We start from the raw sequence: 11655 nt of genomic DNA, 5'->3' as shown, positions 1-11655 counted from the left end.
GGGTGGTGGTGGTGGTTCGCGTGGTGTCAGGTTCGAAAACCTGACACCACGCGAACCACCACCACCACCCGATCCCGTTTCTAACCGGCATATTTCATTTCCTTTCCCTAAAACCCGCCACCTTGAAACATGTTGCCTGATACGTGTGTTGTACCAGAATGATTAATCACAGATTAATTGTACCCGACCAACGTAGTAATCAACCTTCCCAAATCCGATAAAAAGCCCGAATGATTTGTGATACTGACATACTTATCATTGGTGGCGGATTAGCAGGATTAACAGCAGGAATACATCTGGCTCAACATAACTTACGGGTAACGATCATCGAGAAACACACGTACCCGCATCATAAAGTCTGTGGTGAATACGTGTCCAACGAAGTGCTTCCGTATTTACAGCAGTTGGGCATTGACGTTGATGCATTGAACCCTTCGCGTATTCATCGTTTTTTATTCAGCACCGTTTCTGGAAAAACCATCGAGAGTGAATTGCCCCTGGGTGGGTTTGGTTTAAGCCGCTATACGTTCGATGAGCTTCTATACCAGAGAGCTCTTTTGGCAGGCGTTCATTTCTGTCAGGATCAGGTCATTGATACGCAATTTCAGAACGACGCTTTCATCGTTAAGACAGCTGAAGAGAAAATATATACAGCCCCATTCGTTATTGGCGCTTATGGTAAACGTTCCGTTCTGGATAAACAACTTCACCGTGATTTTTTTGCGAAAGAATCGCCCTGGATTGGTGTCAAAGCGCATTACCAGGCCAGCTTTCCCGATGATTTAGTGTCGCTGCACAATTTCGAGGGTGGTTATTGCGGCTTGTGCCAGGTTGAAAACAACGTAGTGAATGCTTGTTATTTAGCCAGCTATGAGAGTTTTAAAAAGCATAAGAACGTAGTAACGTTTCAGGAGCAGATCATGAGCCAGAATCCTTTTTTGAAGGATTTTTTTACGAAAGCCATTCCCCTGTTCGATAAGCCCTTGACCATTAGTCAGATTTCGTTTGCGCAAAAGCGACCCGTTGAGCAACACATCCTGATGTGTGGTGATACGGCGGGGGTTATTCATCCGCTTTGCGGAAACGGAATGGCCATGGCGATTCACAGCGCAAAACTAGCGTCGGAGCTGATCATAGGCTTTTTTCAGAGTGAACCGAAAAGCCGGTCTCAACTGGAAAACGCTTATACCATTGCCTGGAATGCTCAGTTTAAAAAACGCCTGGCTATGGGCCGGTTTATTCAGTCGCTCTTACAAAGCCCGACAATAGCTTCGGTTCTGATTAACAGCTTACGATTCGTTCCGGGAGCTTTACCCGTACTCATTAAACAAACTCATGGCAAGCCTTTAGTTGTTAACCACGCGGTGAGTTGAGTCTCACGCATAGGAATTACGTATCGTTTAACTCATGTTTTTAAATACAAAGCACCGTACATCGAAAGAAGAAGAGCTGGATAATTTTTCGTTAAAAGGCGAAGAGTTACGGGATGCTTTAGATAAAATTGCTTTGATTAATCGCTGGTTAGGCGGCAACAACGTCACACTTAATGGCATAAACGAATTGCTGACCGACTGGCCGAAAGAAAAACCGGTTTCGATCATTGACGTAGGTTGTGGCAATGGCGACATGTGCCGGGCCGTTGCCGAACTCGGTCAACGCCATGGGCTGCACTTTCGGATTTTAGGTGTAGACGCCAATCCATATACTGTCAATCATGCCGAAGCCATTTCCAGAGCGTATCCAGGCATATCGTATGCCGTGGTGAATGTCTTTGATGAAGATTTTGCGGCTCTGGAATACGACATTGCATTGTGTACCTTAACACTCCATCATTTTACCGATCCGGAAATCCGTCAGCTGATGAGCCTGTTCGCCAACAAAGCGAAAGTAGGTATTGTTATCAATGACCTGCAACGTAGTGCTTTAGCGTACCGGCTGTTTCAACTCATCTGCTTTGTCTTTCGGCTAAATAAGTTGTCGCGGGAGGATGGTTTGATTTCCATTTTACGCGGTTTCAAAAAGCATGAGCTCGTATCCTTTTCCCAACAATTACAGTTTAAGACGTACCAGATTAACTGGCGGTGGGCTTTTCGCTATCAATGGATTATCAAAAACTTATGTGTGTAAAAATAACAGCTGCGGCAAAAGCATTACCCCCTTACTGGCGAGAAACGAATGAAATTATACCTTTTCTGGATACATGGCTAGACGGACAGGAAGATCGGTTTCAGCGAAAAGTGCGGAAGATTTTCGAGAATGCAGCTGTCGACAAACGCTATTCGATCATGTCGCCGACGGAGGTGTTTACCCCGACTTCGTTTGCCGAAAAAAATGCCATTTTTATCCGGGAAACAATCAAATTAGGTGAAACTGCCTTTACCAACGCGTTAGCCAAAGTAGACTGGAAACCGACGGATATTGATTTTCTGATCACGGTTAGTTGCACGGGTATCATGATTCCATCGCTGGATGCTTACTTGATCAACAAGTTGCAGATGCGACAGGATATAGTCCGTTTACCTGTAACCGAAATGGGTTGTGTGGCAGGCGTTTCCGGGATCATCTATGCTAAGAATTTTTTAAAAGCGAACCCAGGAAAACGAGCGGCTCTGATCGCCGTTGAATCGCCAACCGCTACGTTCCAACTAGATGATTTTTCGATGGCAAACGTCGTGAGTGCGGCTATTTTTGGCGATGGTGCAGCTTGCGTGCTGTTATCTTCGAACGACGATGATGAAGGCCCGGAAGTTGTCGCCGAAGAAATGTATCATTTTTATGACGCCATTCACATGATGGGCTTTAGCCTGGCAAATAGCGGATTACAAATGATTTTGGACAAAGACGTAACCGACACCATTGCCACTCATTTTCCGGCTATCATTCATCCTTTTCTGGAAAAAAATCGCCTAAAAATCGAAGACATTTCCCATCTCATTTTTCATCCGGGTGGGCGAAAAATTGTGGAAGTCATACAGGATCTTTTTGGGAGACTGGGTAAGAATATCGACGATACAAAAGAAGTATTGCGGCTCTACGGGAACATGTCAAGCGCTACGGTTCTCTACGTACTAGAACGCTTTATGGAGAAAAAGCCCGAAAAAGATTCGTACGGACTCATGCTAAGTTTCGGTCCCGGATTTTCAGCTCAGCGCGTTTTATTGCAGTGGTAAGCGACTTTACAGACAAACACTATTGGGCCATTATCCTGGGCGGAAGCAGCGGATTAGGTTTGGCTACGGCAAAAAAACTGGCTCAGCATGGGATGAATATCTGCATTGTCCACCGCACCCGAAAAACTGACCTTCCTGAAGCCGAAACGGCGTTTAGCGCTATTGAAAACCAAGGGGTCATGCTGAAGCAGTATAATATTGATGCTACGAATCCCGACAAACGTCAGTACGTTATCGCTGATCTTCAGCAGCAATTAGGTAAAACAGGTCGCGTACGAACACTCGTTCATAGCATTGCCAAAGGCAATTTAAAACCAATGACCGCAACCGACCAACCGTATCTCAGGCATGACGATTTTGAGTTAACGATTGAGGCTATGGCCATCAGCTTATACGACTGGACAAAGGACGTACTGACTGCATCGTTGTTTGCTGCCGACGCCCGGGTCATTAGTTTTACCAGCGAAGGCAGCACTAAGGCCTGGAAAAATTACGCAGCTGTTTCGGCCGCTAAGGCAGCTTTAGAATCCATCTCCCGGAGTATGGCGCTGGAGTTAGCACCGTTTGGCATTCGGGCCAATTGCATCATGGCGGGCGTGACCGATACAGCGTCCTTACGAATGATTCCCGGTTCTGATGAATTAATCACACACAGCCAGCAGCGGAATCCATTCTCCCGATTGACAACGCCCGAGGACGTAGCGAATGTGGCATATTTGCTCTGTAAAGACGAAGCCGCCTGGATTAATGGCGCAGTGATTCCGGTAAATGGTGGAGAACATCTACAATAACTACGTGTCGAACGTTGACCATATCCTCGAAAAGCTTCCCTACCGCAAGCCGTTTCTGTTTGTGGATAAGTTACAGAGCCTTAACGAAAATGGCGTTGAAGGCAGCTACATGTTCCCCAAAAATTCGTATTTTTATGAAGGGCATTTTGCCGGAAACCCCGTAACACCGGGCGTCATTCTCACCGAAGTAATGGCTCAGATTGGCGTTGTCTGCCTGGGGATTTTTTTGCTGGGCGATTCACTGACAAACGATATTGGCATCGCCATGACCTCAACGCAAATTGATTTTTATCTACCTGTTTTTCCGGGCGAAACTGTTACAGTCCGATCCACGAAAGTGTATTTTCGGTTTCATAAACTAAAATGTAACGTAGAGATGCTGAATAGTCAGGGGGCGCTGGTTTGCCGGGGTACCATTTCAGGAATGATGAACGCGAAAACGAATGCGTAAGCGCGTGGTTATTACTGGCCTGGGCGTCGTAGCGCCAAATGCCATCGGTACTTCCGAGTTCTCAAAAGCTATTCAGGAAGGACGTAGTGGCATTACATTTCAGCCGGACTTAGCTGATTTGAAATTCTCCTGCCAGATTGGCGGCATCCCTCCCATCACCGAAGAAATCAAGCATCAGTATTTCAGCGATCTGCAACTGCACCAACTGAATAGCAGTGGCGTGGTTTACGGTGTTGTCGCGGGTATAGAAGCCTGGCAAAACGCGGGCCTTTCCGTCGCGGGCGAAGAACCGGATTGGGATAGTGGTATCGTGTTTGGAACGGGAATGCTGGGCGTCGATAAGTTTCGGGAAGCCATCTATAAAGTTGACCAGGGACAGGTCAGACGCTTAGGCAGTACGGTTGTTATCCAGACAATGACCAGTGGTGTGAGCGCCTACCTGGGCGGTATGCTGGGCTGTGGCAATCAGCTCACGGCGAACTCGTCGGCCTGCGCTACCGGTACCGAAGCCCTACTGATGGCCTATGATCGGATTGTCACGGGATCGGCCAAACGAATGCTGGCGGGTAGTTGCAGCGATCATGGTCCGTATATCTGGGGCGGCTTCGATGCCATGCGCGTATTGCCTTACAAATATAATCAGTCGCCCAAGCGGGCGTCCCGCCCACTGAGTGCGACGGCCAGTGGTTTTGTTCCCGGAAGCGGGGCTGGTGCTTTAGTGCTCGAATCGCTGGAAAGTGCGCTGGAACGTAACGCGACGATTTATGCAGAAGTATTAGGTGGGCATGTTAACTCCGGCGGGCAACGTAACGGTGGGTCTATGACAGCCCCCAATTCGATGGCCGTTCAACGATGCATTCAAAAAGCGGTAGAACAAGCCGGCATTCAAGTGAGCGATATTGACGTGATTGATGGCCACTTGACAGCTACAATGAAAGATCCCGATGAAGTCAGAGGCTGGGTTAATGCCCTGCAACGTAGCGGTGCTGATTTCCCTTACATCAATTCACTGAAATCAATGGTTGGACATTGCCTGAGCGCGGCTGGAAGTATCGAATCCGTTGCGGCTGTTCTGGAACTACACCAAGGATTTATCTACCCATCCATTAATGCTGAAGACCTACATCCGGACATCACGGCGATGATTGCTCCGGAGAAAATTCCACAGCAACGTATCCGTAAAGACATAAACGTAGTTGCAAAAGCTAATTTTGGGTTTGGGGATGTCAATGCGTGTGTAATTTTAACGAAGTTTCAACCCTAACACGACTTATGCAGACGAAAGATGAATTGATAGCGACGCTGAAAACGATTGTGAAACCGTATGTTCAGGATGAACAGGCTTTTGCAAACGTCACCGAAAAAACCGACTTCATCAACGATTTAAAAATCAATTCAGCCAACCTGGTCGACATTGCGCTGGACGTCGAAGAAGCGTTCGACATCGAGATCGACAATGCATCGATGGAACGGATGTTAACCGTTGGCTCAGCCGTTGACATCATCACCCAAAAGCTGGCCGAGAAATGATTGGCAACGACATTGTCGATCTGGCGCAGGCCTGTCGGGAAAGCAACTGGCGACGCAAAGGGTTCCTGGCGAAAGTTTTTACCGATTCAGAGCAACAGCTCATTCAATCATCCAGCAATCCTGACGTACTGGTCTGGTTGCTCTGGAGCATGAAAGAGAGTGCCTACAAAGTAATCGTGCGCGAAACTGGACAACGCTTTTTCGCTCCTCAGAAACTGGCCTGTCATTATGCTAACATCCAGACCAACATGGCTGAAGGGAGCGTTTTTTACCAGAAAACGTATGCAACGAAGTCAATAATTACGACGCATTACGTAGCCAGCGTTGCGTTTCCCGAGAATCCTGACCAAGTTTTTACGCACGAAATCGTTACGTTCGATCGCACGAATTACCAACATCAACACACGAGAATTCGAGAAAAAATCAACCAGCATTACGTAACGCTCTTTCCCAACGCTGGAAGCAATATTCATATTCGAAAGGATAAAACGGGTACACCTACGCTGACGGGTAGCGATCTTTCCGGAAAGACGATACATAAACCCATTAGTTTGAGCCATCACGGGCATTACGGTGCCTTTGCCAGTTTCTACTAAACGAACGTAACCTTTACCCACACGCATGAACGTAGTAATCATTGAAGATGAGAACCTGACGGGCAAACGACTCGAAAGTATGCTCAATAAATACGATCCAGCCATTAACGTATTGGCCCGGATTCCATCGGTGGCCGAAGCAGTAGCCTGGTTCAGCGAGTACGATCGTACGATGCCCTCCTCACCCATCGACCTGGTGTTTATGGACATTCACCTGGAAGATGATCTGGGTTTTCGGATTTTTGAACAGGCACAGCTAACCACGCCGGTCATTTTCACCACGGCTTACGATGAGTATATGATTCAGGCCTTTAAGGTCAATAGCATCGACTATCTGCTTAAACCCATTAACTACGACGAGCTAGTAGCAGCTATTGAAAAATTCAAGGCGCTGAAAAAACAGTTTGGTCAAACTCCGCCAGCCGCTCCGGACCTGGAAACCCTGCTAAACCTGATCGGCCGATCAAAGCAGACCGATTATAAAGAGCGGTTTATGATCACGGTAGGCACTAAAATCCGAAGCATCGAAACAGGCGAGATTGCTTATTTTTACCTGGAAGAGAAAGTTGTCTTTTTAGTGACAAAAGACGGCCTGACGCTCCCCGTCGATTATAGTCTGGACAAGCTGACGCAATTACTGAATCCCCGCCAGTTTTTCCGCATCAGTCGTCAGTTTCTGGTCTCGTTACCCGCCATCCAGACCATCCACGCTTTTTCGGCAGGCAAACTCAAACTGGATCTGGTTCCCAAATCTCGCCAGGAAGTATTCGTCAGTGGCGACCGAATGACCGAGTTTAAAGAATGGTTAGGGAAATAATAATTTCTCCTTTCAGGTTATAAATACGCACTACGATCTACGTATCGAAGCTTCTCTTTATGGACCATATTGCAGTGAAAATAGGCAGTCCGTTGGAAGGTTAAGTATAGTGTGCGCACCCAAAGTTAAACCACACATCCTCAAAGTGGTGTACTATTTGATTTAACCATAAAAGGCATTTCTTGGTATATCTATCTACCTCGTTGGAGTAAGAACCTTCTATAACAGAGTGGAGTATGAAAAAATATGTTCCTTATTTTATCTTAAGCTTACCCTTATGCGCAGTGGATTTGCTTTGGAGAAAAATACCTGCTGTAGTAGTCATTCATACAGCCAGTTCAGATCAACTGTTGAATAAAGATGATTTTGGTGGTATGGTGGTGGCCATTACTGGAATCTTTGCACTGGTTTCTTATGGGCTTTTGCAACTGGAATCTTTGTTTCACCCGATAAATCAGAGCCAGTTATATAAAGCCTATCTCCTTACTTGCGGTGGAGCATCTCTTCTTGGTTTAACCTTTCTCTGCTTAGGATTGATGAGCCGTTAAACACCGTTTAAGAATTATTTATACAGTTCTACTGGTAAAACAAACTTCAAGAAGTGTCTGCACCGTGTCAAGTAGCTCCCCATCAACAGGTAGACCGGTCTATCGCAGCGGTCACTGGATCATTAGTAAATCCATCAGACAAGAGTAAAACGTCCGTTAGTTAACCAAGTCAGTTGGCAGCACCAGGTACCTGGTGCCTTTTCAGCTTTAATCAACACACTTATTATCAGGCACGATTAAGTCTAGAAATCATCCGTCTTCTTACGCGTTGCATACAGATCTCCGTCCGGTGTCTGAAACAATACGTACCTTTGCACGATGGAGACACCCAACCAGCCCCGCCCACGCGGTCAACGTAGCGCTACTCAACTTACCGTTTCGGAACCCGCCGAACTGATGACGTTTTTGCTTGCACAGTTACCGCATAAAAACCGGAACAACATCAAATCGCTGTTACGTAACAAACAGGTTCTGATCGACGGCAAAGTCTATACGCAGTTCAATCATCCACTACGTCCTGGGCAGGTTGTTACCGTAGCAGCCAATCGCGCTCCTGAAACCAGCCAGTATCGCGGTTTAACAATTCTGTACGAAGACTCCAGTTTGATTGTTATCAATAAACAGGCGGGTTTGCTGTCAATGGCTACCAACAAAGAGCGCGACCGTACGGCCTACGGTATTCTGAGCGACTACGTCAAGAAAGAAAACCCTAATAATAAAATATTTATCATTCATCGGCTCGATCGCGAAACATCGGGCGTTATGATGTTCGCCAGGAGCGAGAAAGTACAGCAACTAATGCAGGAATCCTGGAATGCCACGACGAAGCAGCGGACATACGTAGCGTTGGTCGAAGGCGTACCGGAGCCAAAACGAGGGGTCGTTTCATCCTATCTGCGGGAAAGCAAAGCCCTGATCGTGTATTCAAGTCAGAGCCCCGACAATGGGCAATTTTCCATTACAAACTATGCGGTAGTCAAAGCAGCCAACGGTTACGCACTCTTAGAATTGGAATTGGAAACGGGACGCAAAAATCAGATCCGGGTCCACATGCAGGACATTCACCATCCCATTGTCGGCGACACTAAATATGGTGCACAAACGGACCCAATCGGTCGGCTAGGTTTGCACGCGCAGGTGCTGGCTTTCGAGCACCCCATTACGGGTGAACACATGCGTTTTGACGCTCCCGTACCCAAGTCGTTCCTGAGCGTAGTGAAAGAACGGGAATAGTTGGCTAAAAAAGCAATAACCACAGAGTCACAGAGATCACAGAATTAATAAGTGCTTTGTGATTTCCGTGACTCTGTGGTTACTACCCTTCAATGTGTTCTTATCGTCTTTTATTTAAAGACCCGGTATTTAAACAGCACCCAGATGGCTTCCATGCCATCAAACCAGGATATTTTTTTACCTTCTGAAATTGAGCGAGGATAATAGCTGATCGGTAATTCCTTAATACGAATTCCCTGTTTAGCCACTTTGGCCGTCACTTCCGGACAGAATTCAAACCGGGTACACTCAAGAGGGATTGAGCGCAAAAAATTCGTATCAAATACTTTGTAGCAGGTAGGTTCGTCCGTAAGTCGTTGATTATACAGGATATTCGTCAGCAACGTAACCACCTGTCCCCCAATGTAAAAACTCATGTATGAATGTCGATTCTCGGATTTCAGGAACCGGGAGCCATAGACGACTTTTTCTTTTCCTTCGACAATCGGTTGCACTAAAGCCAGATAATCCTGCGGCTCATATTCTAAGTCAGCATCCTGCACAATGGCAATATCGCCGGTCATGTGTTGGATAGCCGTACGAATAGCAGCGCCTTTGCCCTGATTATGCTCGTGATAGTATACCTTAATATTTGGCACAGATTGATACGTAGCCAGCTTTTCGCGGGTACCATCGGTAGAGCCATCGTCAACAATAATGATTTCTTTGGTTAGCGGAACAGCCTGGACTTTCTCAAGTAACGTATCAATAGACTTAATTTCGTTGTAGGCGGGAATTAAAACGGATAGTAACATATAAACAAAGATAAGCGAAAAGGTGCCAACGACGATACAGTTTACTTGCGGACCCAATAGGTCATGCCAAATCCTGAATCTGTTACAGGAACAAAATGTTGCTTCAGTCCAGTTCGCAGTTGTTGAAGCGCGTACGCATTGGCGGGTTGTTTTACAGTCGTGCTATCATCAATAATATTGGATCGGTTTCCAAAGATGACCAGCTTCAGGTTGGTATCGGCGAGTGCTTTCCCATACGTATCGGGGTGCGATTTCACGTAATGAGTGGTCTGCATTTCCGTATGAATGAATGGCACGTTTGGCTCCCGATCCGACAGATAATACAACATCATGGCATTATCGATGAGCAATACCTTGCCATTTGGTCCGGCCAATCGACGGATAAAATCACCAGCTCCCTTTTCGCCCTCATAGTTAGCCACGCTAACGAGTCGCTTAGCGGCATTCGGACGGTACAAGAGCAAACTGACAACCATTAATAGACCAGCCAATACCCCACCCATCACCAGTCGACGCGGTATGCCCTGCCGTTCAGGAAGCTGGTTTTTCAGCCATTGATCAGCTAAAAATCCGAGATGAAGCGACAGGAAAACCGCAGCCGGAAAGAAATAATGACTAGCCTGGGTTTTTAGCATGGCAATACTGGCAAATGCCGCCAGAATCAGCGCTAGCCAGAGGGCCGGTGTGCGCAAATAAATGTCTCGATAAGGCCGCTGAACGACCAGCACAAATGAGACGAGTAATAGTAGCAACAACCACCCCAGTTTTATCAGAAACTTGGTGAGAAAAAGCGTGTGCGATGGGTATCCGCCAAATGGATAAATGTACGTCCATTCAAGGTGTTGATCTAACCGATCGGTTGCATAAAAATAGGCGGCTGACAGCAGCAGCGGAATCGCAAAACCCAATAACACCAGCATTCCCCGAACAACCATTGGCCAGAAGGTTAGCCGTCCTGTCAGCCACAATAGCCCAATAAAAGCGCCAAAACCTGCTACGTAGAAGGCCGCTACGCTTTTAAAACACATAGCCAGACCGAGTAGAATCCCTGCTCCCAACCAGCGACACCACGGTCCGTTCAGCCGGGCAACGACCAGCGTAAAGGCATTCAGGCCAAAGATGGCAATCCAGCTTTCAGGCTCCAGGAAATTCATTTCCATGAAGCAACAGCAAACCGCGTTCAGAGCAACGGCTATCAGGGCTGCTCGTTCGCTAAACAATCTACCAGCACAGTAGGTTGATACCAATACCCCACCAGCCAGCAGCGTGATCAATGCCGAAACGCTGACATGATTATACCCACCGAGTAAATCCAGCAATACGTTTGTTGAGGAATAAAGCAAGTATGATTTCGTCGGAATGAAATCGTACAACTCGTGGCCACGGTCGAGTGATCGGGCAATGATTAAGTATTCGTAGGCGTCGTAACCATAGCCGGAATTGTAGGCAAACAGAAAGAAAACAGGGCAGAAAAAAGCCAAAAAAATAAGAAAACGCGTCATAAAACTTTGATACAGCGCATTGCATGGTATGTATTACGGACAAAGGTACTGGTTTACCAACAAGGTCCCTATCCCAGCCGAGGGCTTTTTATTGTGCGTAAATGTATTGTTTACCGATCAGAGGAAGCCCAATCTATCAAAACAATGTCTGTTAAACCCCGCTTCTTCCCAACCCTATTTTCTGTATTCAGCAACCAAAAACGGGCATTCGACCAGATAGTTT

At 46.7% G+C, this 11655-nt stretch carries 13 protein-coding genes; 11 read left to right on the top strand and 2 right to left on the bottom strand.

The window, feature by feature from the left end; translation table 11 throughout:
* Positions 1-230: 230 nt before the first annotated feature.
* The 11 genes from IC230_RS21995 (at position 231) to IC230_RS21945 (ending at position 9136) form a co-directional block, all read left to right on the top strand.
* Complete coding sequence (locus IC230_RS21995; protein ID WP_191041200.1) at positions 231-1373, top strand: NAD(P)/FAD-dependent oxidoreductase; 1143 nt, start codon at positions 231-233, stop codon at positions 1371-1373.
* Between the two features lie 34 nt (positions 1374-1407).
* Complete coding sequence (locus IC230_RS21990; protein ID WP_191041199.1) at positions 1408-2127, top strand: methyltransferase domain-containing protein; 720 nt, start codon at positions 1408-1410, stop codon at positions 2125-2127.
* Entirely contained in the window at positions 2118-3170 is a 1053-nt protein-coding gene (locus IC230_RS21985) for a type III polyketide synthase (protein WP_191041198.1), read from the top strand. The genes IC230_RS21990 and IC230_RS21985 overlap by 10 nt, the downstream gene beginning before the upstream one ends.
* Positions 3164-3961 carry an SDR family oxidoreductase gene (locus tag IC230_RS21980; protein ID WP_191041197.1) on the top strand — a complete coding sequence of 266 codons (798 nt, stop codon included), beginning with the start codon at positions 3164-3166 and terminating at the stop codon, positions 3959-3961. The genes IC230_RS21985 and IC230_RS21980 overlap by 7 nt, the downstream gene beginning before the upstream one ends.
* On the top strand, positions 3939-4412 hold the full coding sequence (locus tag IC230_RS21975) for a 3-hydroxyacyl-ACP dehydratase FabZ family protein (RefSeq protein ID WP_191041196.1): 474 nt from the start codon (positions 3939-3941) through the stop codon (positions 4410-4412). Before IC230_RS21980 ends, IC230_RS21975 begins: the two co-directional genes overlap by 23 nt.
* The gene (locus tag IC230_RS21970) at positions 4405-5676 is read left to right on the top strand and encodes a beta-ketoacyl-[acyl-carrier-protein] synthase family protein (RefSeq protein WP_191041195.1); all 1272 of its coding nucleotides are present in this window, start codon (positions 4405-4407) and stop codon (positions 5674-5676) included. Before IC230_RS21975 ends, IC230_RS21970 begins: the two co-directional genes overlap by 8 nt.
* Positions 5677-5684: 8 nt before the next feature.
* Entirely contained in the window at positions 5685-5942 is a 258-nt protein-coding gene (locus IC230_RS21965) for an acyl carrier protein (RefSeq protein ID WP_191041194.1), read from the top strand.
* Positions 5939-6538, top strand: coding sequence for a 4'-phosphopantetheinyl transferase family protein (locus IC230_RS21960; protein WP_191041193.1), 600 nt, complete (start codon positions 5939-5941; stop codon positions 6536-6538). The genes IC230_RS21965 and IC230_RS21960 overlap by 4 nt, the downstream gene beginning before the upstream one ends.
* A gap of 25 nt (positions 6539-6563) precedes the next feature.
* Positions 6564-7355 carry a LytR/AlgR family response regulator transcription factor gene (locus IC230_RS21955; RefSeq protein ID WP_191041192.1) on the top strand — a complete coding sequence of 264 codons (792 nt, stop codon included), beginning with the start codon at positions 6564-6566 and terminating at the stop codon, positions 7353-7355.
* Between the two features lie 236 nt (positions 7356-7591).
* A complete protein-coding gene (locus IC230_RS21950; protein ID WP_191041191.1) occupies positions 7592-7903 on the top strand; it encodes a hypothetical protein in 312 nt (103 codons plus the stop codon).
* Between the two features lie 318 nt (positions 7904-8221).
* Positions 8222-9136, top strand: a complete 915-nt coding sequence (locus IC230_RS21945; protein ID WP_191041190.1) for an RluA family pseudouridine synthase — start codon at positions 8222-8224, stop codon at positions 9134-9136.
* A 110-nt stretch (positions 9137-9246) separates the two neighbouring features.
* On the opposite strand, the gene IC230_RS21940 is transcribed toward IC230_RS21945, so the two are convergent.
* On the bottom strand, positions 9247-9930 hold the full coding sequence (locus IC230_RS21940) for a glycosyltransferase family 2 protein (protein ID WP_191041189.1): 684 nt from the start codon (positions 9928-9930) through the stop codon (positions 9247-9249).
* A 41-nt stretch (positions 9931-9971) separates the two neighbouring features.
* Positions 9972-11432, bottom strand: coding sequence for an ArnT family glycosyltransferase (locus tag IC230_RS21935; RefSeq protein WP_191041188.1), 1461 nt, complete (start codon positions 11430-11432; stop codon positions 9972-9974).
* Positions 11433-11655: the final 223 nt, after the last annotated feature.

It is taken from the genome of Spirosoma validum, from assembly GCF_014699035.1.
Lineage (GTDB): Bacteria > Bacteroidota > Bacteroidia > Cytophagales > Spirosomataceae > Spirosoma > Spirosoma validum.
This window is presented reverse-complemented; position numbering and strand designations above follow the sequence as displayed.

What these genes read in the sequence shown, in the direction of transcription:
- IC230_RS21995 (WP_191041200.1), top strand. Translation starts at nt 231, where the DNA reads ATGATTTGTGATACTGACATACTTATCATTGGTGGCGGATTAGCAGGA.
- IC230_RS21990 (WP_191041199.1), top strand. Translation starts at nt 1,408, where the DNA reads ATGTTTTTAAATACAAAGCACCGTACATCGAAAGAAGAAGAGCTGGAT.
- IC230_RS21985 (WP_191041198.1), top strand. Translation starts at nt 2,118, where the DNA reads ATGTGTGTAAAAATAACAGCTGCGGCAAAAGCATTACCCCCTTACTGG.
- IC230_RS21975 (WP_191041196.1), top strand. Translation starts at nt 3,939, where the DNA reads ATGGTGGAGAACATCTACAATAACTACGTGTCGAACGTTGACCATATC.
- IC230_RS21970 (WP_191041195.1), top strand. Translation starts at nt 4,405, where the DNA reads ATGCGTAAGCGCGTGGTTATTACTGGCCTGGGCGTCGTAGCGCCAAAT.
- IC230_RS21965 (WP_191041194.1), top strand. Translation starts at nt 5,685, where the DNA reads ATGCAGACGAAAGATGAATTGATAGCGACGCTGAAAACGATTGTGAAA.
- IC230_RS21960 (WP_191041193.1), top strand. Translation starts at nt 5,939, where the DNA reads ATGATTGGCAACGACATTGTCGATCTGGCGCAGGCCTGTCGGGAAAGC.
- IC230_RS21955 (WP_191041192.1), top strand. Translation starts at nt 6,564, where the DNA reads ATGAACGTAGTAATCATTGAAGATGAGAACCTGACGGGCAAACGACTC.
- IC230_RS21950 (WP_191041191.1), top strand. Translation starts at nt 7,592, where the DNA reads ATGAAAAAATATGTTCCTTATTTTATCTTAAGCTTACCCTTATGCGCA.
- IC230_RS21945 (WP_191041190.1), top strand. Translation starts at nt 8,222, where the DNA reads ATGGAGACACCCAACCAGCCCCGCCCACGCGGTCAACGTAGCGCTACT.
- IC230_RS21940 (WP_191041189.1), bottom strand. Translation starts at nt 9,930, where the DNA reads ATGTTACTATCCGTTTTAATTCCCGCCTACAACGAAATTAAGTCTATT.
- IC230_RS21935 (WP_191041188.1), bottom strand. Translation starts at nt 11,432, where the DNA reads ATGACGCGTTTTCTTATTTTTTTGGCTTTTTTCTGCCCTGTTTTCTTT.